Genomic DNA, 21971 nt, shown 5'->3' with positions numbered 1-21971 from the left:
CCCCTGCGCCACCGGCGGCGATCTCGGGGATAGAAGCATTCGCCCTCGGGCGACAGCAAACGCCCGTGTGTGGCAGAACACCCCTAGAACCCGCAGCCCATTGAGGTGCCTAGCCCTTGCCCTAGCTGGCGAGGGTGAGTGACCTCAGGAGGGCAGACCGATGCGAACCCTAGCACTCTCCTCCGCCATTGGCTTGCTTCTGATCTTCCACCCGGCCGCAGCACAGGACCGGAAGCCTCAACCGACCAGTCCAACAGCTTCGTCTTCTCAGGTGCCGACAGGGCAACAGAGCGAGGCACAAGCGGCAGAGCGGAAGAAGGCTGATGAGCTGGCAAAGGCGCGCCAGCGCTGGATGGATAGGCTAAGCAGAAGCGTCTGTACCGGGTGCTGAATCTTTGATTGGACGAAGTGCGCCCTCGATCTGGCCTGATCCACACGGGAAGAGAGCCCCAGGGATGGAAGGATGTAGACCTGACCGCTCCAACGATCCGCATCCTGAAAACCAAGAACGGTCATCCTCGGACAATCCCGCTCACGCCTAAGGGGGTTGAGATACTCGGCTCATTGGAAAGGGAGGATGAGCGGGTATTCCCTGTTACGCCCAATGCTGTGCGCTTGGCGTGGGAGAGGCTGAGAAAGAGAGCTGGTCTTGAAGACTTACGGCTGCATGACCTTAGGCATGAAGCTGTGTCTCGATTCTTTGAATATGGCCTCACCGTTCCTGAGGTGGCTCTGATCAGTGGACACAGGGATCCAAGGATGTTGAGCCGATATACTCACCTGAGGCCGGAAAGGGTGGCTGAGAAACTGGCGAAGGCTACTGTCGGCTAAAGATCAAAAGAAAAGAGCCTGATGGGTGGGGTCCCTCAGGCTCAAGTCCAACAGGAGGGGATATCAGAACGCTACTGAACTAAGAACCACGCTAATCCTGAGGTTTCCCTCCTGCTCTCTGCATAGGCATGAGGTAGGTTCAGCGACAAACTTCCTTACGCACCTGAACCCTCTCACCCCAGCGGTTTACCCGCTCTTTGATAATGATCCTGCAGCTATCGTGATGGCCCCATCCCCGCCCAGCAAATACAGGCCGCTGCCAATGAGGACGTTCCGCAACAGGAACACCGTAATACCCGCCTTGCTGAGACCGTCGCTCCCGCCACTCGGGAACGGGACGCCCATAGTAGCGGTCAGGGTCACGACGCTCAGACCAGTGTTCAGTACGGCTGTAATCCTGCCTCTCAAATCGTTCACCGCTGTAGTCGGCAATACGATGAAGGCTCGGCTCCGATGCCTGAGCAACACTGCCAAGTGTCAGAGTGGCAACAGCAGCAAGCACAACCCTTTTCCAACCGAAGCCCATAAGAACCCTCCTCGCAGGGCTGAACTCGTACTGAGCCACCCATGTTTAAGACGATGCACTAGGTCGGTTGAAGCAGAGCCAAACGGCTCCGACAGCCATTGTTCATGAACGGTGGCGGGATGAAATGCCTGACGCACATCAACCCTTAAGTTCTAGTGCGTCTCTGAACGGCACTATCAGGACGGTTTGGCCGCTCTCATCGTCAATCTCAACCACAAAATTGTTCTGCTGCTCGGCCGACAAATCATTCCAGTAGGGAACGACTTCGATAAAAACCCGCGCCACCCTCAAAGCGATTCTTCGGGCAGCTTCAACATCAGGCAAGTTTTGATTCTTGGGATACCTGATCCGACGGTGCTGATCGGAAATGAAGAGACTGTACTGCGGCATGGCTGCGAGGAATATTAGCCAATGGCATACCACCCGCAATCCTCCCTTAGGGATTACTTCCCTGCCGAAGGTACTTAATTCAATCGCTTACGGGATAGCTGCACTTCCTGGATCAGCTCCCTCTCATAAGCTAAAGCCACTCTCAGCGCACACCATCGCTCTTCCGCCCCAATGAGTTTGGAGCGTGCTTGCTGATATAGGGCAAGTGCTGCCTCCTCCTTGGAGAACAGAGGATCAAGTGGGCCGAATGACTGCTCTCGGTAGGCATGATCCAGTGCTTGTTCCAGTTGATCGCGGATGCTTGCCAGATCCTGAGCGGCCTGACGGTACCTGAGTTCAGCCTCTTCAAGCTCACGGCTAGCTTCACGAAAAGCTTCAAGGCAGATGAGATTGGTCACATTCCCAAGTCGGTTCTCCTGTCAAAGAGAACTCAGCCTAACATCTTGTTGGAAGATGAGTCTTTGCATGGGTGTCAAAGTACTTGCTGAGGCTAATGTTATTGAGAGGTACACGAGGCGTAGTACAAGCCTAATTATCTAACAAAGTTTCCTATAATAAGAACACTGTCAAATGATAGCTCATCGAATAAATTCTTGTGATGCAAATAGAAATGTGCAATTTTCATGGCGGAACTTCTTTTCGCCACAAAGCGTTGAGGAGCCAGAACAACTAACCCGCCGATCACATCTCAAGTTCGTCGCCCGACGGATGAAAGCCAACAAATAACAACATGAGCAATGACCTCAATATTGATGCTCGCCTTGGGTTTTGTGGACCAGAGGACAGAGTAGTCTCACTCAACGTTCATGTCGGAACAGAAGATGGGCAGAATAATTCTTATCACTCCTTTGATATTGAGTATGCCTCAGAGCAGCCCGACACGCTGACAATCCGTCTCTTTGAACTTGATCAGCATGGGTTCATCAGGACTGCACTTCAAAGCACGCCGTTCCCGGTTGATCTGCTTGCTGCTCTCGTCAGCAGAAGGAAGGCCACAACAGAGGAAGTGGCCAAGTGGACGAGCCAAGCTGATGAGGATTGACGGTACCTTCCAAGCGCAAGCCCAACATGGATAGCCATATCTCAAACCCTGAGGGCAACACCTAGGACTAACTAGTCAATGCCCCTATCCACCGCCCTGGAACCGCCAGAACGGTTCGGCCATCCTTGTCAACAACCTCAACGTGGAAGTCACATTTGGCCTGAGGCAGATGGCCTCCCAGCGATTTAAGCCTAATGAACATTCGCCCCATCATTAGTGCAACGCCGTGGGCAGCCTCTACACTCGGCACATTCAAGCCGCGTGGATATTTCAGACGGCGACAGTTGCTCCAGACGTAAACGTCAAAGGTAGGCATAGCTACGATAGAGTAGCCAAAGAACCTTACCCGGTACCGCGGTCCTAAGGATTATTTGGGCAGCTAACTACGATTAGTCATGATGCCCAGAGTCACTTGCCTGATCAGCCTCATCCCTGCCCCTTTTAGCAGAAGGCTGCGCCCACAGGAGGTTAGATTGGACCTCTTGGATCGTCGTGCCAGTAGTCCCTCAGTTCCTTCTCGCGCTTGCGGTCAGGCCAGACCAGATCGTCACCCTCGCCCCCATAGAACTCTGGTGCGTCCCGGACCTGCTCCTCGGTAATCTCAGTACGGTAACCTTCAAGTGCCTTGTCGTACGAGAGCTTGTCCCAAGGGATTGTGCGGTGGTGAACCCCAATGCCGAGGAAGCCGCCAAACGTCACGTCAACATAGAGGACTTCGCCGCTGACCTTCTCAATCAGCAACCGCTTGATGGTGCCAATCCGCCGCCCCTGCTGATTGAACACCGCCGTGCCTTCCACCCGATCACTCTCGATCACCGGATGAAATGTGGCTGTGCTATCGCTTGCCTCCCACACAAGGAAGCCATTCTCTAATATCCCGGCAGCAACGAAGGCTCGACCCACGCCAAAGGTCCACCGCTCGGTTGCGCCAACCTCTTTTACGAATGTCCAAGGCCCACTCTCGACTGGAAGCTTTTCGCCTGTAGCACCGTCGGTGAAGGCCAAGAGGTTGGGGTTCGGATCAGACTGGAAGACGTAGCAGGTTCTTATAAGTGCCTCTTAAGTTGATAAGATGCACAGCCATTGTCTCAGCCATTCGTGACTAAATTAAATACAGCGCAATAGGAAGCTTTCACCTCGCGATGGGATATCGCCCTAGGTTAAAGACAACAGTTACCTAAGTGCTTTGGGAAATATCTTGCTATACTACCACACTAGTACACGGACTTATCAGAAAGTACTTATCTCAGCCTGACTTTCAGGACTCAAACAACAAGGCTTCAGCTTAGCTCAAAGCTAGCTCAATGATTGGCCAAATCAGGCTATTGAACTGGTAGCTGACGGCCTAAGCCAGAGCGCCTCAAAAATGCTCGTTGAGATGGGCTCACCTTTACAAGGTATCAACCACTGCATCATCTCACAGCAGGATCACTGAGACCACTTGATGCCCCTGATCGGATACCTCAATCGCACAATCGTCTGGGTCGCCTCCCTCTTGGACGATTCCTGCGCGGAAGGCTGGGGCAATCCTCAGAGCCACATCGCGGGCTGCAGCGAGGTCTGGCAGATCGGCTGACCCAAGATCCTCAGTCTCTGTGAGGCACCGGAGCGTGAAATAGAAGAGGCATGTCTACCTCCTTACGCACCGCAGACAAGGTACACCCTCTCAGGTTACGTCGTCCCGTTCGTTCCGCATCCGATTGTCGAAGACACTGTCCTTGCTGGATGGCGGCGGGGGGTTAGTGTTTCTCCGGTGGGTCAGCCTGTCAGTCAGTCGCTTTAGAGCATCAGTGACCCTATGCGTCATACCGCTCAGGTTCATGAGAACCTCCATGGGTCCAGCACAGCCTACTGTGCATCTATGTCAACTCTGGAGCTTGGACCTCGTTCAGAATCCACCACAAAATTGTGAAGTGGCATCGACAGAAATCGCTGCGGAAATCTCCCCCCATAGGGACCTCTTCTCATTACCTATAGGCTAGGCTCGCGGCGCACCCTCGGCTCACGCTTTGGCTTCTCGGCTTTCTCTATGGGTTCCTCAGGTTTGGGCTGAGGCTTGCTGCGAGCTTTCACTACTGGTTCTCTGATGAGTGCTGTGCTGGTCGTGGTCTCAGGGCGGGGCTCCCTTGCTTCTGTCCCTCGTTTTGGTCCACGGAGCCACATCGTCCGATACACCCGCCACCACAACACAACAGGGCAGAGGCCAACAGCAATCCACTGGCCGTACTGGAGCCCGAGCGTCACTCCCTCGGCTCTCGTTGAGGCACTGTAGCTCCCGATGACGAGCCCGAGGACTACAGCGAATGCTCCCGCTGCAAGTGTCCAGAGAGTTGCTGCAATGGCGCGTTCGATGAACCGCAGAAGCCTCATAGTCTCGTTGCCCCAATAAGTCAGGAAATGCGCGAGTCGTGCGCTGAAGGAGAGATGTAGGGCGTGGGGACAGGATTGGGCTTCTTTGAGGCGGAGAAGACCTATACGGAAAACCCACCTGAAATCTCATGTATGGAATCCTTGTATTCGTTGGCTTCTTTGATCGCTTCTCAGCTATACGGCAAACACTTGATTTCCGTATAAGTTTGGCTATTATCTGTGCCAGTCATCGACACAGGGGCAGCCATCATGAGCAAGCGAGCAGCGATATACCTCCGTGTTTCTACAGATGGGCAGACAGTCGAGAACCAACGGGCGGATCTGAGCAAGCTGGCAGAGCTGCGCGGCTGGGATGTGGTCGTCACCTACGAGGATGCCGGGATCTCAGGAGCAAAAGGCAGGGACAAGCGTCCAGGGCTTGATAGCCTCCTCAAGGACGCCAAGCGTCGTCGCTTCGATCTCGCCCTATTCTGGGCTGTTGACCGGCTGGGGCGCTCCACATCGGCTGTGGTGACAGCGATGGACGAACTAGAAGCAGCAGGTGTCTCGCAGTTCTACTTCAAGGAAAGCATGGATACGTCCACGGCTCATGGTCGAGCGATGCTGGAGATGGCTGCTGTGTTCGCTCGGCTCGAACGGGAGATGATTAGGTCTCGGGTCAATGCTGGTCTTATAAGAGCAAAGGCTGAGGGAAAAACGCTCGGTCGTCCTAAGACAAAGCAGGACGTGGAGGAAGCCATCAGGAAGGCTCGCGCTGCTAATCCGAGCTTAGGAATAATAAAGATCGCAAAGCAACTTGGGGTGGGTGTCAGTGTCGTGCAGAGGGTGCTTGCAGTTTGATCAGCGTTCCGCTGACAGGCTGTCAGCTACTCAGCCCGTTTGAACAATAAATGGTGGAGATGGATGCCCTACCTCCGCTCCACCATTTCTGCTAGTTTCGCTCCCCTAAGCTCTTCCAAGAACAGTTCTGGGCCTAGTTGGCATCTCTCGATAACGCAGCTCTGGCCTACCTAAGTTAATTAGCTTCAGCTGGTGACGGACTGCTGCCCAGCATCTGTCGTAGGCGAGCATCCTGCTTATCCATTGCCTCTTTGATCCATTGGTACATCTTCTCGACCCGTTTGAAGCTCTCTTCATGCCGATGTGCAGCTTCCTCAAGGCGCTCTGCCGCCAGCTGAATCGTCGTCATTTCTTCAATACGCTCTCCGAGCTGCTCAACTTGGGTCTCAAGCTTACCTATCGCAGCTTTAACTAGCTTAAGGTCTTCATGGATCTCTGTAGCCAGAGGTGGAAGAACGAAGTCATGGGGACTTACGACTTTGTTAGCGGCAGGCAAATCATCTGGATTGTGCCGCAAGACAGCACTTGTTTTGCCCGGACCTTTTATTAGTATGCCCTGACCAGTATAGCGGCAGCGATGCCAGTAATTGATATTGGTTGCTTTTTCTACTGGTATACTTTCAAGTTTTTTATCAGACTCCCGAACTGGAGTTAAATAAAAGAAAGGCTGATTAACTTTACCGCCGATACTTACTTCAGTCTTGTTCTTGGAGACGAACTCTACAAGATCACCCATTTCGGCTTTTGCTTTCGGAACCGTATAAAACGTCTTACCTTTATCTCGCATTGCACACACCTCTTAGGCGGCCTTTGAGCTCAGACTGGCTCGGCCCTTACATTGTGGTGGAGTGGAAATTGAAAACGGAATTTACAGTCGCAACCCGCCTTATGAACAATCTCGCTTCCGGCGGCCTGAAGCTTCAGCAGTAGGACTCGTTACAAAAGCTATTTCATCCTGCCACCAAACCAACGCTTCTAGGGCTAAAAAGTTCAATCTCAAAGTGGGTATAACTATTTGATTTTAGTGACTTAGACGCTTTTCTCAACTTCCGCCCTGACCTGCCGATAAGCCTGTTCCAAGATCCCGCAAGGGTACTTCCCGACCTTGTTGCGGTATGCACCTGTCGTGGACGGACGAGTCTTCTTAGGTGGCTTCCCAAGGATCTCTAGGTGTAGCTCCCGCGCTCGCTTGCCCACACGGATGAGGAAGCTGTGATCCCATTGCTCCCCTCCCAGTTTCATAAACTGCTGGGTCGTGAGGAGCATCACCCGACATGATTTGCACAGGTCGCATTCGGACTTGGACATAGTTACCCAACACCCTTGAGAAGCAGCACCAGAGCCGAAATGACTCTACGCACAGGCTGTCGAAGCACTATGCCGAAAAAGGCAATATAGACAACAACATAAGATGACCCAGGCCAATTACCACCACTAATAGGTACAATCAGGCTTCCTGAAACCTGTGCCGCCGCTGTTTGCTTCCGTCCCTGTCTGCCGGGGTACGGCCACCAATCCAACCATCACAAATTAAGGACACCATATGACCCACCGACTCTGTCGGGTGGCGGGATGCTGCACGTCTGCGTCTTCCCGTTACTCAATCTATTGCACCACCCATAAAGCTCGCCTTCGCCGCCACGGAGCTGTCGATCAGCAAGGGATCACCAAGGGCGACCTCAAGCCCTATCTCAGGCTCGTTCAGGCTAGGATCGAAAAGAACCAGAAGAGTCCCTTATGGACCCAACTCGAGGCCCGTTTGGCTGCTCTCGCTGACCACGCCAGGAGCCTTCTGGCTTTCCGAGGAGCCATGCCCAGGCACGAGCGCATCGCCGCCCAGGAGCTTCAGAAGCTGACTGATGCAGTTGCTCCAAGGGAGATCATTGAGACAGCCCTGGCTTTCTTCGTGATGCAGGAACTACAGCCTCGACGCTTCCGCTCGGATCGTGCCTTCAGGACCCAGATGGTCAGGAGGGTGCGCGGTCTGACCGACCTAAATGCTGGCTCTTGGTACGACCGCCAGACCGGCAAGACCAAGCGGGCATATAAGGAACTGAACCCAAGAGCCGCAGCCGTGATGGCCCAGTGGTTGGCCAATGCCTTTGGTGGAGCGGGACTTCATCTCGCGAAACTCGAACTAGCGGAACATGACAAGAAGCGACAAGAGGCCATGGCATTTCGTCAGGCACTCGCAGACCTAACGTGACCTCATGATCCTCCCCACCATTGATAGCATTACCCCTACTCAACAGAAGACTCGTCGCCTAGACCGGTTCTTTAACCCGTCACGGGTGCCCACAAGCAGCAACGCATGGGCGCTTGTTCAGGAGGTAGTCGATCAGGTCCAGAACTACGAGGCTTACTACCAGAAGCGTCAGAGGAAGCGCCGAGCGTCCGATCAGGCGACCTTCGAGGCAACTGTCACTGCTCTGATCTGCGACCTTGCCCACGCTGCCCTGACAGATCACACCTCAGGTATCGCTGTCCCTCGCTCAAACCGGATACTTGGGACCCGATCCTGCTACAGCCATCCAGCACTCAACAAGAAGCTGCCAGACATCCTGGATACGTTCTCCAGTCCTGAGCTGGACTTCCTCGTACAGGCTAAGGGTAGCTCAAACCCATTCGGTCGTGGACAGCAGACCCTGATCTACCCCTCTGAACGTCTTTGGGAGCACCTCCAGCACCATCAGGTGAGGCTCAAGGACATCAGTGGTTACAAGGAGCGACCCACGATCATCCTAAAAGCGATCAAGGATGACCACAGGAGCAAGGGCCGGTATCAGGAGTATGAGGAGACAGAGACCGTAAGGCTCTACCGCCATCAAGTGGAGGCCATCAACGCATGGATTGAAGAGGCGGACATCGACTTCGATGATACGGCCCTGAAGAACTTGCGAGCAATCGACATCCACGACAGGCACCTTCGGAGGATTTTCACCCGAGGCTCATTCGAGAGTGGGGGACGGCTCTTCGGAGGCTTCTGGCAGGAACTCAAGAAGGAGGAACGTCTCCAAGGACTCGTCATTGAGGGAGAGCCTGTAAGCTGTCTAGATTATGGACAGATAGGACCAAGGCTCCTGTATGGACTGGAGAAGGCACAACCGCCCATGGACGACCTCTACAGCATTACTGGCCTGGAATGGTGCCGTGAAGGGACTAAGAAACTTATGAACGCTCTCTTGTTCTCCGATGGCGTGCCATCAAGGAAACCACAGGGGACTGCCAAGAAGCTCCCAAAGCACCAGTCAGTGCAGGAACTAACGCAGGTGATCAGGCAAGCTCATCCAGCCATTGCTCATCACTTCGGAACCCAGGTGGGACATCACGTTCAGTTCCTTGAAAGTGAAATCCTCGTGGAGGTTATCCTGAGATTGAGGGACCAAGGAGTGGTTGCCTTACCTATCCATGATGCCCTTGTGGTCTCATGGTCTAAGAAGGATCTGGTGAGGAATGTCATGATGGAGGTGTTTGAGGAGATGACCTCCATCAAGGCAATCATCACAGAGGAAGAGTAATGTCAGAGTCGGGGTGCTCTGTATCTACTATCTATAAGGACCACCCCTACTCCCCTTTATAGGGACCCGTAAGACACCATCCAGAGAATGTTCAGTCCTGGCGTGCTAATCTATCAAGAAGGATCTCGCCTCCGTGGCATATGCTCCGTAGCCCACATTGCCGCTTGGGTGCGATTAGCTGCTCCTATCTTGCGCAAGATCGCTTTCACGTGAACCTTGATCGTTGCCTCAGCAACATCGAGCTTCTTCGCTATGACCTTGTTTGGCTCGCCACGCATGAGGCAGGTCAGGATCTCTACCTCTCGCTTCGAAAGCTTGTGCATCTTAGGATCAAGTTGAAGTGGCTCTGTCATAGGCTCGTCCTGAACTGGCTCAACGTTCAAAGCCATTTCACTGACAATCGAATGAACCATCGCCCCCGGTACGAGCTTCTCTCCTAGCATGACCAACTCAAGCGACTTGATCAGAGCTTCACGGACACTCCCTGTCAAACAGAAGCCATCAACTCCAGCTGCGAGTCCTAGTCGTATGAAGCCAAACTCAAAGTGGTGGGCGACGAAGACGATCCTCGCCTCACCATGTCGTTCCTTCAGCAACCTGACAACTTCGATGAGCCTTGCAGAGGAATTGCTGGCATCCACGATGAACAGAGCAGGTTGGATATAAAGGCGCGGTCGCCAAGGTGGGGACTCATCGAACACGGTGTCAGACACATTGAAGCAGGTGTCAGCTAAGAGATGCTTGAGACCTTCGCGAAGTAGTGAATTCTTGCAGATCAGAACGGTCACATGCTCATTACGTTCTTTAGCTGCGTCGTCAGACATTCACCCGTTGATCCTTGTACTCGAAACAAACCCTTGTTGAAGGTATGAAGGGTAGCGAGAAACGAGAGTCAATCAAGGTCAAGCTAGGAGAGTAATCACAATGGGAGACCTCCTCACCCTGAAGGGCGACATTCTCTTGTGAACCGCTATAGAGACTTCAGGAAACGCAGCGGGAGTAAGCTAGGAGGCAGACCCTCAGCTAACAAAAGAGGCCCCTAATGCGGGACCTCAGTTTACTAAAGGGAGTGACCGATGCCATCGATCAAACCCAGTGTCCGCCCCATAGAACCACCGGTCAATTCACGTATCGTTACTGATTGTGAGTGGGTCCCTATGGGGCAACCATTGCAGCGGCCACGATAGTAGCTGCATAAGCTGAAACCGTGACGATAGGGCCAAGCACCGCGACTGCCGCAAAGAGGCTAAGGATCGTCTTGAGGGTACGCACCATGAGGCTCCTGCGATGTTCACGGCGAACCTGACCTTGAAGAGTTAACCAAGGGTTAACCTTGGCAGTAAGGCTTGGCGCCCTTGAGGTCACTGGATCTTAAGCCCTCTCCTGCTTTAAGCCCCTCCCCATTTCGCTCCTCATGGTGCAGTCCCATTCCACAACTGACTGATTGAGAATCCTATGTCGAATGAAGCCATAATCTTCACGGACGGCGCTTGCCTCGGAAACCCTGGTCCGGGCGGTTACGCAGCCGTGGTCACCATCGCTGGAGAAGAGCAGATCATCGTGGGACGGGACCGCTCCACCACGAACAACAAGATGGAAATGACAGCTGCCATCAAGGCGCTTGAGGCTGTGCCTCAGGGTCTCCCCATCGTGATCCACAGCGACAGCCAGTATGTGATCAAGGGGGCCACCGAGTGGCTGCGCGGGTGGAAGGCCAGAGAGTGGTGCAAGGCTGACGGCAAGCCGGTGATGAACCAAGACCTCTGGATGCAAATGGATCAGCTAATCAGCGGTCGCAGCATCAGATGGCAATGGGTCAAAGGCCATGCTGGGCATGAGCAGAACGAGCGGGTTGATGGACTGGCAAATACCGAGGCACAGATGGCAGCTATGGCGATTGGGTTTGCTGGAGTATCCCGCTAACGGCTGACCTGCTGCCAAACCATAACCCTCTCAGAAGCTAATCAAGGCAACTGAAAGGGCTTCACTAATCTGCCCACTCGTTGAATGTTCTATAGGTCTGCTCAAGTGCCAGAACGGCAAGAACTCAGGGGAACATCAAGCCTGAGGCCAATACGCTTGCAGCGTAGGAAAAGCCCAGCAGAATTGGAGAAACCAAGGCGGCAGCCCCAAGCACAAACAGCAGAAGACTGAGGTTACGTACAGTCCGAATTGCAAGTTGCATGGCAAGGCTCCTGGTTGTCCAAGATGGAGCCTAAGGCCAACCGTGGCTATAATGTGTCCTCTGGGCAAAGAAAAGGCTCCGTAGGGGAGCCTGAGATTCAGGGAGGACGATGACCTCCCAGCCCAGGGCCAGTGTCATCCCAGCGCGTGGGTAGGTCAATTCACCAAGTCTTTCGGCCTGTCATGAGATGGCTATCCTGTGCCCCAGGTGTGGGACCGCACTGCCAAAATGACAGCACACGGTCATTGTCTTCAGGTCAGTATCGCCTCCTGCCTTGGGAGATAGACGATGACTTTCGATGCTTCACAGGCCCTTTCTACCGCCGATGACGACCTCGCCTATCAGCGGGATCACCCACCTGTCCCCTTATGGTTTGCAGGAACGGTAGTGGTGATGAACGTTCTCTCGGCGGTGATGTCGCTGATGGCTTAAGGGGCACCGTGACAAGGGTTGCCCCAGCGGACCCACCTCAGGAGGGTGGCCATGGAACACGTGAAGTTAGTATGTGCTGCTCTCGTCTATCTGAGCATGGGATCTGGCGTACTGGCCCAAGGCCGTCCTTTGACCCTACAGATGTCTTGCAATGGGGCAAGACAACTGGTTGCCAGTCAGGGCGCTGTTGTCCTTAACACTAGCCCAACAACCTATGACCGTTACGTATCAGCCGTGACCCAGTGTGTCCAAGACGAGTCCGCACGCCCTGCCTGGGTTCCAACAGTCGATACTCCTCAGTGCCCCATCGGGTACCGCTGTGTGCCACGCCCTGGGCCTGGAAGTTGAGAGGTTTGGGTAAGGCTAAGTCACCGAACCCAGGACCATAGCGTCTAGGTATCCCCTGAGTTGCTCCAAGCGGCAACCATTCGCATAGGCTTGGTGCCCAACTACCGGTAGCATCTCGGATCTTGAGCCACGTCAATCATCGAAGAACCACCACGGTGGATTGCTCTGGCAGGTATATCCAACTGGACATTCTCGGGTATCGGTAGATGGCACCCAGGCTGGCCACGCATACTCACCGCGAAGACAGAATGCCTGGCCGCTGACATAGCGGTCATAGCTGTAACGCCCAGTGCCTAGAACGACGGCTCCTCGGCTGGCGACCAGATACCTAGCTTGACTGCAAATCATCGTCGGTGTTTGGGGTCTTGGTTGCCCCAGGGCTCCGGTAGCGATCATGCCCCGCGATGGGTTTGCCGGAGCATCGTTTGGAAGTGGGTGAAAGGTCACGCAGGGCATCCTGAGAATGAACGGGTGGATGGGCTCGCTAGCTGGGAGGCGGTTAGAGCTTCTGCGGGAGCAAATAACTAATGGCCTTCTCCCGAGCGCCCATTCCGGTCAGAATTCTAGTGTTACCATCGAGACACACACGGGCACCGTATCTCTCAGAGTTGCGCTTTGAAAACGATCTCTTTGCCCAGCTCTGCTAAAACATAGGCGTTTCATACCGCTATGTTCTCCAGGTTTTGTCTCATGGCCAGTTCACCGTTCTACAAATATCCTACCAAATCCACTTACGAATACCGCGTCTATGGCTCGCATGGTCCGTGGACTTACCATGGCACTGGACAAACCTTCCCTGCCAGTACGTACTCCATGACCATAGGCAACCCCATTACTGCTGATGTCAACGGAGACGGGCGGCAAGACCTTGTTTTTGCTCCTCAGATTTTCCCACACGTCGAAAGCCACCCAGCCGCTTATCCAACAATCCTACTTGGAACCAAAAGTGGGGTCCTTACGGCCAATCCGGGCTTCACAACGGTCCCAGCAAGTCTCGGGCGGCAGCAAAATTATCGCTTCGATGTCGGCGACATTAACCGAGATGGCATTGCTGACATCGTTGCTAGTGCCCATGGCGCTCATCCAGTGATACCTGGCGAGCGACAGACGCTTATCTACGGCTCTCCCGTAGGCGTTACTGATGAAACAAACCGTCTTCCCTTCCACGAGAATGGCAGCGACCCTGCCCATATGGCACGTGATGTTACCCTCGGTGACATTGATGCGGATGGCGATCTCGACATCTTGTTCTCGGGAAAGATGGCATCGGGGAAAATAGGCTTTTTCTTAAACGACTCCAATGGGCTCCATTTTACAGACATCTCAGATCGACTTCCTGCGGAAGTTGGCGACCCATATAAATACACCAACGGCCTTGTGCCATTCCAAGCAGGTATCAAACTCGCTGACCTTAACGGAGATAATGCGGCTGATATTGTTGCCCCATATTATCGCGGGGGAGAGATTAATGGCTTCATTGGGCTTAACGATGGCGGCGGCCAGTTCTCAGAGGCAGCGATAATTCAGTTTCCTCAGGGGATCTACGGCACCAACACCAAGAATGACGATATCGCAGTCGTGGATATCGATGGTGATGGCTTCAAAGACATCATCCTGTCACAGGGACGTTTCGAGCCCTACTACGTCGGTCGCCAGTTGCAGGTGATCAAGAATTACGGTGGCACCCAGTTCAAGGATGAGTCATGGCGGATCCAAGGAGATCAAGATCGAGCCGGACCGAAGGGCACTGCTGAAGGCACGATCTACATCATTGACTTTGATCGGGATGGTGATCCTGACATTCTAGACTCCTCTTACGCACATGCGGGCAATATCGGAACCCGCCTGTTCTTGAACGATGGCATTGGGCGCTTCAAGAAAGCACCCGATGACATGCTCCCCACAGTTCCGAAGAACTGGGGAGGTGAGACCCCGCCCTTGATCCCGATTGATCTTGGCAACAAGCATGGTTTCGATTTCGTGTACTTTTCTGTGGGTGGCGACGGTAAGACCTACAGTTCTCTCAAAGCATTCTTGGTTAAAGCCCAGGGCTTAACACTGATTGGCAATGACAAGGCCAACAAGCTTTCTGGCGGCTCAGGGAGCGATACCTTGAACGGTAAGAGTGGAAAGGACATCCTGAGTGGAGGTGCTAGGGAGGACCGTCTGACGGGTGGTCTGAGCCTAGATCAACTAAGCGGTGGCAGTGGACGAGATCGGTTTGTTTTCGATGACAAGGATACTGGCACGACAAGGAGCACCGCAGACCGGATTACTGACTTCAATAGCCTAGAGGGTGACAAGATCGATCTTGCAGCAATTGACGCAAACATTAAGGTCGCCGGGAATCAGAAATTCAGCTTTATCGGCACTAAGAAGTTCACCAAGGCTGGTCAGGTCCGATACGAGAAAACGTCGACCGAGACTTATGTGTCCTTCAATACGGACTCGGACCGCGCCTCAGAGGGTGTTATTCGCCTTAAGGGCAAGATGGATCTGACGAAGGATTGGTTTGTCCTGTGACAGATCGACTCTCCTGAACACACCTGCGCCCTAGCCGAGGCTGCCTTCACCCCGGCTGGGGCGTTTGCTTTTGGGCAGAGACTGACGGCAACTAAAGCCCTCTTACTGTGTGGGAGCGCACTTCAACAGCAAGGCTCCGGGTCCATCTTGCTCTGACCCGCATTATCTAACATTGGGCGTTGCCTAGACGCGTTCGCTAACGAGGGTCGCGATGAAACCCGTGAAGGTGATCTACTCTGCTATCGCTCTTGTGAGCATGAGTTCCAGTGTATTCGCTCAAAGCAACCCTCTGACCTTGCGGATGTCCTGCAATGGGGCACGAGCACTGGTGGCCACCCAAGGTGCTATCGTACTCAACACGGGTCCCTTCACCTACGACCGCTATGTCGCTGGGTATGGCCGGTGTGTCTTGGGTGAGGTACCAGACCCAGCTTGGGTGCCGACAGCAGACGACCCTCAGTGCCCCATTGGGTACCGCTGCGTGGAACGCACAAGACCAGTAGGACGCTGAGACGAAGGCCCGGTTTGCCGGCTGGGGCATTTCTTTTCGGGATGTACACCACTCGACCTAAGTTCTGGTCTTCTCCCGGAGTGGAACTGTCCTCTTATAAGGCATGGTTCTGGAGAGCCTCCCACAGGCTGGACACTCGAAAACGCCCATAGGCTTACCAGTCTGCCTATCAGAATAGAATCCAACATCCAGCATGATGACCGGCGGGAAGTGTGACCTACAGAGTTCATAGCCCAAGGCTTGTGCGAGTTGAGCCTCAGCTATAGTAGCAGTCTGCTCTGCTTCATCGAGTGCCCTGGCAACTGTCTCTGTCTCCTTAGAAGGTGGCAGTGCATCCTTCACCTCACGCACAAGCCCTACTGCTCCTTTGAAGGCATCAATCGAGGTCTTGATGGCAGCAGCACCCCTGGCAACTGTCTCGAAATCAAAGTCAGACATAGATCCCTTCTCCAGCGTCACAACACTCAGACTCAATCATTTTGTTCTACTTTTGTTCTCAGTAAGAAGTAACCCTGTGAGGTAGATTTCCTCACAATCCACAGGACGCAGTCTCACGGACAGAGCGAAGCGGGAAGATGGCTTTCGGCGTCTTCCGTTGACATATGCTCCAGTCGAGGCCGCCCTCCAGCAGCAAGGGGCGGCCCGCGTTGCCGGCGCCTTGATAATTGGTTTCAAGCTCGCTCTTGAGCCTGTCGAACTGCGCGTCGGTGAGCGTCGCGCCGCCGACCACGAGCGCGCCGGAGGGACGCGCCGCATTGTCGAGAAGCGCCTTGTTCCAGGCGCCCGCCGCGTTGTGGATGTCGAGCGCCGTTGCGGCCGCTTCCATAGGCGAGAGGCCGTAATGATCGTCCGCCGGATGGAACAGCGTGAGGTGCAGGATCGGCGCCAGTGCCTCGTCGCGGATCGGGAAGCGCACGGCCTGCGTGCCGACCGCATACTCGTAGGCCGCGGGCCAGCCGTCCGCGTCGGGCACCACGCGCATGCGGTCTGGCCGCAGGGCGTGCAGCTCGTGCGGGGCGCCGTCCAAGCTCACCGCCTCCACATAGGCGTTGCCGGACACCATCAGGTGCCCGTAGAGGCTCTCGAGAAAACGCTGCCCGCCCTCCCGCGCATTGGGCCTGGCCAAAAGCGACAGCAGCGGATGCGAGGGAAGCTCCCTCTCCTCGCCCGTGAGCACCAGCGGCAGCGACGCCGCCGCCTCGCTCACCAGCCGCACGGCGCGGTGCACGATGGCGTTCTTCTGAAAGCCTTCGCGGGCGAGCGCCCCATAGTCGCGCGGCGTCCACACGGCGCGTCCGGCGACGTAGAGCGCGATGGCGCCCTGCGCACGCGAGGCCTTGGTGTCCGGCGCAGCCTGGAGCCAGCGGGTCAATCGGTTCAGCATGAATAGGTCCTGCCTTGGTGAGGCGTGAGGAATGAAGGGTGTCGCCGTGCGTGAGCAACACGCTCCGTTGTCATGGCCGGCCTTGTGCCGGCCATCCCGATCAGAAAGGCGCGGCGCTCCACACGATCGAGATCACCGGCACAAGGCCGGTGATCGCGGGAGAGGGTGTCATTCCCGGCCGGAGGTGGCGCAGCCATTGCAGGGGAAGGGAATTCCCATTGCCGGGCGCATAAATCGATCTCCGTCTCGGCCTCACGGCCGCCGGAGCTGACAAGCGTGCCCACTGCTGCTTCAGACTGCCGACAACTTCCGCATCCGATGACCGCAAATCAGGCACGTTCGGTGCGTTTGTCATAGGCGCGTCACATGCCCGAGGGTAATCTCGAGATGTTGCGGGGGCACCCGGCGACATTCACGCGCCAGCCGGGCTGCTTTCCTCGGACCGGCTGGCGCGACCATCGAATTTTCAAGCTCTGCCGTCCTTCTCCTATGGGGACGGCATGAGGCAGATGGCGGGGCGGATCGGCACGGATGGACTGCCATCCGCCCCAGCCCTGCAGCCGGCCTCCACACATGCTTCCCTTTCGCGCTGCGATGCCCCTTTCGCGCCATCCATGGCGCAAAAGGCTCACCCCATCAGAAGCCTTGTGGATCGACCGCAACGGCATAGCTTATGCCATGTGGCTTCACATGTTGCCCCTACGGTAGCCACGGCGCCCCGGCTGGAGATGTGCGTGAACACCACCCTTCGGCCGGGGCGTTCTTTATCTTGGACCGTATCCAGGCCCTGATAAGGTTGCCTCCAGTCGAGCCCTCATCCTGAGGAGCAGCCATCAGGCTGCATCTCGAAGGAGGGCTTCAGCAGTCTCTGGAATCTCCTTCGAGACGGTCGCTTAAGCGACCTCCTCGGGATGAGGGCAAAGTGTGAAATAAGCCTGCTCTTCCGAGCATTGGTCCGGCGTCTAAAGCATTCTCACCCGCGGCTCGCGCCGCTCCTGCAGCATCAGTTCGGTCAGCGCCCAGACCAGCGCGTCAAGGCGGTCGGGGGACCGGCCCGATGTGAGGCCGCCGGGGCCGAAGTCGCAGAGCTCGTCCTCGAGCTCCGGCAACGCGCCCACATGGCGGACGCGGTTCTGCGCATAGAGCACGGAGACCGGCTCGGCGCGCAGATACTTGCCCCGCGTGGCGCGCACGCTCACCACCGGCACGGAGGGGTCGACCTCGCGGATCACGCTGCCAGCCATCTCGCCGCCCTGGTTCGTCTCGACCACGAGGGCATCGGCCTGCAGCCTTCGATACAGGGCCACGGCCTTCGCGGCCCATTCGGGCGGCTTCAAGCCTGACGCCGTCGCGTCCTCCAGCACATAGGCCATGCCGCCGTCATCCAGGCCGGCGGCGACGATCCCGCAGGCGTCCGCCCGCTTCGACGACGAGGCCGGCGGATCGACCGCCACGACGATGCGCATGAGCGATGGCGCCGCGTCGATGCAATTGCTCTCGATGAGGTCGCGGGTCCACAACGCATCGGGACGGTCCTCGATGATGTCGCCGTCGAGTTCCTGCCGCCCGAGCCGGGTGCCTGCATAGCGGCGCACCACCGTGTCGAGAAAGGCCGGCGCCAGGTTCTCCGCATTCTCGGCGGTGCGCATGCGCGACACCGCCACCGACGGATCCGCGAGAAAGCGCTTGAGGATCGGGATCGGCCGCGGCGTGGTCGTCACCATCTGGCGCGGATGCGCGCCGAGGCGCAGGCCGAACTGCAGCATGTCCCAGGTCTCCTCCACGTGACGCCACTTGGCGAGCTCGTCCGCCCAGGCGGCCTCGAATTGCGGGCCGCGCAGGGAATCGGGATCCTCCGCCGAGAACACCTGCGCGACGGCGCCGTTCGCCCATTCGAGCTTGCGCAGGGACGGCGACCAGGTGGGACGCTCGTGCCGGGCATGAACGGCAAGGATGCCGGCAGGCCCTTCCACCATCACGTTGCGGGCATCCGAAAACGTCTCGCCCACGAGTGCGATGCGCCGGGAGGCGCTCGTGCCGAAATCGGGATCGCCGAGCGCGATGCCGCGCACCCATTCGGCGCCGGTGCGGGTCTTGCCCGCGCCGCGTCCGCCGAGGATGAGCCAGATTGTCCAGGGGTCGTGCGTCCGGGCCAGGCCCGGCAGGCGCTGCTCGGGCCGGCAGAGGATCGGCCAGAAGCGGAGAACGTCTTCGAAGTCGCCCTCAGACCAGGAGGCCGTCGCGTCCGCGAGACTCCTCCTCCGCGATAATCCGGTCAAGGTGGCGAGCAAGCTCCTCGCGCAGCTCGTGGAGGCTGCGCCGTGGTCTGTTGTCGTGAGGCTCGGTGTCATCGAGCGGTGAACTTTCCTGTTCCACAAGCGTCCGCGCGGCTGCCAGCGTCCTGGCATAGGACGCGAGCCTGCGGGCCGTCTTGTCGTGATCCTTGGCTTGGCCCCTGCGCTGCTCGTCCATGAGCGCGTCGATCTGCACCCGGGTGGCCTGTGCCAACGCACGCGCCGCGTCATTCACCGAAGCAACGGCGGCCTTGGCGATGCCTGCCACCCCACCCTGGTCCTTCGCGGCCATGCTCAGAGCGTTCTCGTTGAGAGCCGTCTGGCGCGCCGGCCAGCCCCAGCGCTGGCGCAGCCGCACGAAGGTGCCGGCGCTCACGCCGAGAAAGGTCTGGATGTCGGGCAGGTGCTTATCGGGCTGTCGGGCGTAAATCTCCCAGGCCTGCTGCCTCTGCTCGTCCGTGATCTCAATTCTCTGGCGCATGGAAACAGCCAATAAAAAACCGCCCGAGCGGGGGCGCCGGGGCGGTGGAGGTTTGCCTGATGCGGTGAATGGGCGGGGCTGCTTCATTCACACTTCGTCAGTGTTCATGTTTTGTACTCTAAGAGCGTCACGCTGTCAAGGTGCAATTTGAACCCGGCCTCAGGTGGATGGTTTGTCATGGTTCAGGCATAGGCCGCCGCAGTCCGGGTCAGCGTGGCTGGCCATCCGCGGCCGTTCCCGGAAAGTTCTCCTAAGGATCGAGCCGTAGGACAGTGTTGCGCGTAGCTGCGATCAAAATTAGAACATACACGCAATAAAGAGAAAACGTTGGCAGTAATGCCAAGTATAATTCTTTATACTTTGCACATTGATCATTGCTTACTGATCCGCTTACATGGATTGAACGTTGTTTTATGACCTGTTTGATCGGAGGGGCGACCCGTTCTGGGGAGCGGCAAGAATGGTTGATCTTAAAAGAGGGGCAAGTTGGCTGCTGAAGCATTGTGGAAACTCCCTACAGAGCCAATCCGCAACACAGCCCAGGCAACCAGCATGCATCGGCGAACCTCGAGCATTGGCGCAATTCAACGCAGCGTCACTGGGTCGGCGTGCATATAAACCTAGTGCGATCCGCTGCACGCAACCCACCTCTCGGTTTCCTGACGGCTCGCGCGCAGGAGATAGGTCGAACAGACCGGACAGGAGAGCTTCAATGCCGACGATCATGCGACCGGGTACCGAGCCGCAGGTCAACATGACCGTGGAGGGCGACAGGGGCGACCCGCGTGTCACCACGCCGGTGGGTGGCTGCTGGATTATCGTTTGGCGCTCCGTCGATCTGAACGGAAAAGTCGAACTCGCCAGCAGCGCTTCAACAAGGACGGTTCGGCCAACTGCGACGAGATCCGGGTCGAACCACTCGTCCGCGGTGCCGAGCACAAGCACAGCCGCAGGCAGGTCCTTTTAGATGTAACACGAAAGGGGAGTATGTTTTTCTTGGAAAGGTATTTCGGTTGATGGCACCCAGAAAACTCCCTTGAGGAGTGATAATTTCAAATGCCCCTCCAGTATGATCTTTGCTCCATTTCCGATTTATCCATTTAGCATTGACGATAGCGGCAGCTCAGCCAATGAACATATGGTTATAGCTGTGGCGCGGTTATCCGAAGGGCCAGAGCGATGCCGACAGCTAAGTTCGCCGTTATTGGTGATTATGGCGTCAAGAACAGCTACGAACTCGCGGTATCCCGGCTCGTCAAGTCACAGAACCCCGACTTCATAGTTACGGTCGGCGACAACACCTACGGCAGCCAGAACTCCCCAGATGACGCGATTGGCCAGTTCTATTCCGACTACATTGGAAATTATAAGGGTAGATATGGGACTGGTAGTGAAACAAATCGCTTCTTCCCTGCCCTTGGCAATCACGACTGGTCAGATGGCGGCGGAGTTCAAGCCTATCTGGACTTCTTCACCATGCCTGAAAGTTCCTCTGGCAATGAACGGTATTATGATTTTGTCCAAGGCCCGGTGCATTTCTTCGTGCTGGACTCTGATCCGGCGGAGCCCGATGGCCGTACAGTCAATTCTGCTCAAGCAGAGTGGCTCGAGGCTGGCCTGAAGGGTTCAGTTTCGCCTTGGCAGATTGTGGTGATGCATGCCCCCCCCTACTCATCGGGCCAGCATGGATCCGATCCGGAAGTCCGTTGGTCCTACGAGGAATGGGGTGTAGATGCGGTGCTTTCGGGCCATGAGCACAGTTATGAGCGGCTGCTGAAAGACGACAATCGAGATGGCGCAATCATGCCATACTTCGTCAATGGTATTGGTGGTGCAGAACTGCGCCCCTTCAGCAGCGCCGTGGATCCCGACAGCGTCGTACGCTACCACGCCGACCACGGGAGCATGCTGGTTACGGCAGACGATGCCAGTCTCACCTTTGAGCTGTGGTCAGTCGGCGACGGAGGAACGCTGATAGATAAATATACAATCATTAGCAGCGCCGAAACGCCCGGCAATCCCATTACAGCTGTACCGCCTCGCAATCCACCCGCTCCCAGCGTCGCCCGCACGGGCACAGCCCGGTCCGAGACGCTCAATGGCAGGGACAACGTCGACGACACGATCAAGGCCAAGGGCGGCAACGACACGGTCAAGGGTCGTGGCGGCAATGACAAGCTCTATGGCGGCACCGGCAACGACAAGGTCTACGGCGACAGCGGCAACGACTATGTCCATGGCGGCTCCGGCAACGACAAGGTCTATGGCAGCTTCGGCAACGACCGGGTCTATGGCA

20 protein-coding genes and 1 pseudogene are annotated in these 21971 nt (G+C 56.2%); 10 read left to right on the top strand and 11 right to left on the bottom strand.

Annotation, left to right across the window (positions count from 1 at the left end; translation table 11 throughout):
* The first annotated feature begins 408 nt into the window (after positions 1–408).
* Positions 409–831, top strand: a complete 423-nt coding sequence (locus tag AC0QTX_RS15775) for a site-specific integrase (RefSeq protein WP_474604828.1) — start codon at positions 409–411, stop codon at positions 829–831.
* A gap of 664 nt (positions 832–1495) precedes the next feature.
* On the opposite strand, the gene AC0QTX_RS15770 is transcribed toward AC0QTX_RS15775, so the two are convergent.
* The gene (locus AC0QTX_RS15770; RefSeq protein WP_474604764.1) at positions 1496–1747 is read right to left on the bottom strand and encodes a DUF6894 family protein; all 252 of its coding nucleotides are present in this window, start codon (positions 1745–1747) and stop codon (positions 1496–1498) included.
* A gap of 74 nt (positions 1748–1821) precedes the next feature.
* Positions 1822–2145, bottom strand: coding sequence for a hypothetical protein (locus AC0QTX_RS15765; protein WP_474604763.1), 324 nt, complete (start codon positions 2143–2145; stop codon positions 1822–1824).
* Positions 2146–2477: 332 nt separating this feature from the next.
* Between AC0QTX_RS15765 and AC0QTX_RS15760 the strand changes: the two genes are divergently transcribed.
* Positions 2478–2789 carry a hypothetical protein gene (locus AC0QTX_RS15760; RefSeq protein ID WP_474604762.1) on the top strand — a complete coding sequence of 104 codons (312 nt, stop codon included), beginning with the start codon at positions 2478–2480 and terminating at the stop codon, positions 2787–2789.
* A gap of 67 nt (positions 2790–2856) precedes the next feature.
* Here AC0QTX_RS15760 and AC0QTX_RS15755 read toward each other — a convergent pair whose 3' ends face one another.
* The 3 genes from AC0QTX_RS15755 to AC0QTX_RS15745 form a co-directional block, all read right to left on the bottom strand.
* A complete protein-coding gene (locus tag AC0QTX_RS15755; protein WP_474604761.1) occupies positions 2857–3105 on the bottom strand; it encodes a DUF6894 family protein in 249 nt (82 codons plus the stop codon).
* A gap of 152 nt (positions 3106–3257) precedes the next feature.
* A complete protein-coding gene (locus tag AC0QTX_RS15750) occupies positions 3258–3794 on the bottom strand; it encodes a PRC-barrel domain-containing protein (protein WP_474604760.1) in 537 nt (178 codons plus the stop codon).
* Between the two features lie 412 nt (positions 3795–4206).
* Positions 4207–4356: a DUF6894 family protein gene (locus AC0QTX_RS15745; RefSeq protein ID WP_474604827.1), complete on the bottom strand. Its 150-nt coding sequence runs from the start codon at positions 4354–4356 to the stop codon at positions 4207–4209.
* 1052 nt (positions 4357–5408) lie between these two features.
* Here AC0QTX_RS15745 and AC0QTX_RS15740 point away from each other — a divergent pair.
* Entirely contained in the window at positions 5409–5999 is a 591-nt protein-coding gene (locus tag AC0QTX_RS15740) for a recombinase family protein (RefSeq protein ID WP_474604759.1), read from the top strand.
* Between the two features lie 175 nt (positions 6000–6174).
* Here AC0QTX_RS15740 and AC0QTX_RS15735 read toward each other — a convergent pair whose 3' ends face one another.
* Positions 6175–6786 (bottom strand): hypothetical protein, encoded by a 612-nt coding sequence (locus AC0QTX_RS15735; RefSeq protein ID WP_474604758.1) that lies wholly within the window; start codon positions 6784–6786, stop codon positions 6175–6177.
* 1023 nt (positions 6787–7809) lie between these two features.
* On the opposite strand from AC0QTX_RS15735, the gene AC0QTX_RS15730 reads away from it, so the two are divergent.
* Positions 7810–8205 carry a hypothetical protein gene (locus tag AC0QTX_RS15730; protein WP_474604757.1) on the top strand — a complete coding sequence of 132 codons (396 nt, stop codon included), beginning with the start codon at positions 7810–7812 and terminating at the stop codon, positions 8203–8205.
* Positions 8206–8209: 4 nt separating this feature from the next.
* Positions 8210–9517 carry a hypothetical protein gene (locus AC0QTX_RS15725; protein WP_474604756.1) on the top strand — a complete coding sequence of 436 codons (1308 nt, stop codon included), beginning with the start codon at positions 8210–8212 and terminating at the stop codon, positions 9515–9517.
* 113 nt (positions 9518–9630) lie between these two features.
* On the opposite strand, the gene AC0QTX_RS15720 is transcribed toward AC0QTX_RS15725, so the two are convergent.
* Complete coding sequence (locus tag AC0QTX_RS15720) at positions 9631–10341, bottom strand: LuxR C-terminal-related transcriptional regulator (RefSeq protein WP_474604755.1); 711 nt, start codon at positions 10339–10341, stop codon at positions 9631–9633.
* Positions 10342–10972: 631 nt separating this feature from the next.
* Here AC0QTX_RS15720 and rnhA point away from each other — a divergent pair.
* The 4 genes from rnhA (at position 10973) to AC0QTX_RS15700 (ending at position 15005) form a co-directional block, all read left to right on the top strand.
* Positions 10973–11440, top strand: a complete 468-nt coding sequence (gene rnhA / locus AC0QTX_RS15715; RefSeq protein ID WP_474604754.1) for a ribonuclease HI — start codon at positions 10973–10975, stop codon at positions 11438–11440.
* 550 nt (positions 11441–11990) lie between these two features.
* A complete protein-coding gene (locus AC0QTX_RS15710) occupies positions 11991–12134 on the top strand; it encodes a hypothetical protein (RefSeq protein ID WP_474604753.1) in 144 nt (47 codons plus the stop codon).
* Between the two features lie 681 nt (positions 12135–12815).
* On the top strand, positions 12816–13010 hold the full coding sequence (locus tag AC0QTX_RS15705) for an RNase H family protein (protein WP_474604752.1): 195 nt from the start codon (positions 12816–12818) through the stop codon (positions 13008–13010).
* Positions 13011–13172: 162 nt separating this feature from the next.
* The gene (locus AC0QTX_RS15700) at positions 13173–15005 is read left to right on the top strand and encodes an FG-GAP-like repeat-containing protein (protein WP_474604751.1); all 1833 of its coding nucleotides are present in this window, start codon (positions 13173–13175) and stop codon (positions 15003–15005) included.
* Positions 15006–15573: 568 nt separating this feature from the next.
* Here the strand turns inward: AC0QTX_RS15700 and AC0QTX_RS15695 are convergent.
* From AC0QTX_RS15695 to AC0QTX_RS15680, 4 genes and pseudogenes are all read right to left on the bottom strand, one after another.
* Entirely contained in the window at positions 15574–15954 is a 381-nt protein-coding gene (locus AC0QTX_RS15695; protein WP_474604750.1) for a hypothetical protein, read from the bottom strand.
* Positions 15955–16123: 169 nt separating this feature from the next.
* Positions 16124–16900, bottom strand: a pseudogene (locus tag AC0QTX_RS15690) (phage portal protein); the annotation flags it as partial.
* 962 nt (positions 16901–17862) lie between these two features.
* On the bottom strand, positions 17863–19191 hold the full coding sequence (locus AC0QTX_RS15685; RefSeq protein WP_474604749.1) for a DNA-packaging protein: 1329 nt from the start codon (positions 19189–19191) through the stop codon (positions 17863–17865).
* Entirely contained in the window at positions 19124–19675 is a 552-nt protein-coding gene (locus tag AC0QTX_RS15680; protein WP_474604748.1) for a hypothetical protein, read from the bottom strand. Before AC0QTX_RS15680 ends, AC0QTX_RS15685 begins: the two co-directional genes overlap by 68 nt.
* A 1179-nt stretch (positions 19676–20854) precedes the next feature.
* Here AC0QTX_RS15680 and AC0QTX_RS15675 point away from each other — a divergent pair.
* On the top strand, positions 20855–21971 hold a 1117-nt coding region (locus AC0QTX_RS15675; protein ID WP_474604747.1), incomplete at its 3' end, for a metallophosphoesterase.

It is taken from the genome of Microvirga sp. jy35 (assembly GCF_056148915.1).
Note: the sequence above shows the minus strand (reverse complement) of the source record. Positions and strands in the feature narration are given on the sequence as shown.

Bases quoted from the DNA above. Each gene is read 5' to 3' on its own strand.
- AC0QTX_RS15725 (WP_474604756.1), top strand. From the start codon at position 8,210: ATGATCCTCCCCACCATTGATAGCATTACCCCTACTCAACAGAAGACT.
- AC0QTX_RS15700 (WP_474604751.1), top strand. From the start codon at position 13,173: ATGGCCAGTTCACCGTTCTACAAATATCCTACCAAATCCACTTACGAA.
- AC0QTX_RS15695 (WP_474604750.1), bottom strand. From the start codon at position 15,954: ATGTCTGACTTTGATTTCGAGACAGTTGCCAGGGGTGCTGCTGCCATC.
- AC0QTX_RS15760 (WP_474604762.1), top strand. From the start codon at position 2,478: ATGAGCAATGACCTCAATATTGATGCTCGCCTTGGGTTTTGTGGACCA.
- AC0QTX_RS15710 (WP_474604753.1), top strand. From the start codon at position 11,991: ATGACTTTCGATGCTTCACAGGCCCTTTCTACCGCCGATGACGACCTC.
- AC0QTX_RS15755 (WP_474604761.1), bottom strand. From the start codon at position 3,105: ATGCCTACCTTTGACGTTTACGTCTGGAGCAACTGTCGCCGTCTGAAA.
- AC0QTX_RS15740 (WP_474604759.1), top strand. From the start codon at position 5,409: ATGAGCAAGCGAGCAGCGATATACCTCCGTGTTTCTACAGATGGGCAG.
- AC0QTX_RS15680 (WP_474604748.1), bottom strand. From the start codon at position 19,675: ATGCGCCAGAGAATTGAGATCACGGACGAGCAGAGGCAGCAGGCCTGG.
- AC0QTX_RS15720 (WP_474604755.1), bottom strand. From the start codon at position 10,341: ATGTCTGACGACGCAGCTAAAGAACGTAATGAGCATGTGACCGTTCTG.
- AC0QTX_RS15770 (WP_474604764.1), bottom strand. From the start codon at position 1,747: ATGCCGCAGTACAGTCTCTTCATTTCCGATCAGCACCGTCGGATCAGG.
- AC0QTX_RS15735 (WP_474604758.1), bottom strand. From the start codon at position 6,786: ATGCGAGATAAAGGTAAGACGTTTTATACGGTTCCGAAAGCAAAAGCC.
- AC0QTX_RS15730 (WP_474604757.1), top strand. From the start codon at position 7,810: ATGCCCAGGCACGAGCGCATCGCCGCCCAGGAGCTTCAGAAGCTGACT.
- rnhA (WP_474604754.1), top strand. From the start codon at position 10,973: ATGTCGAATGAAGCCATAATCTTCACGGACGGCGCTTGCCTCGGAAAC.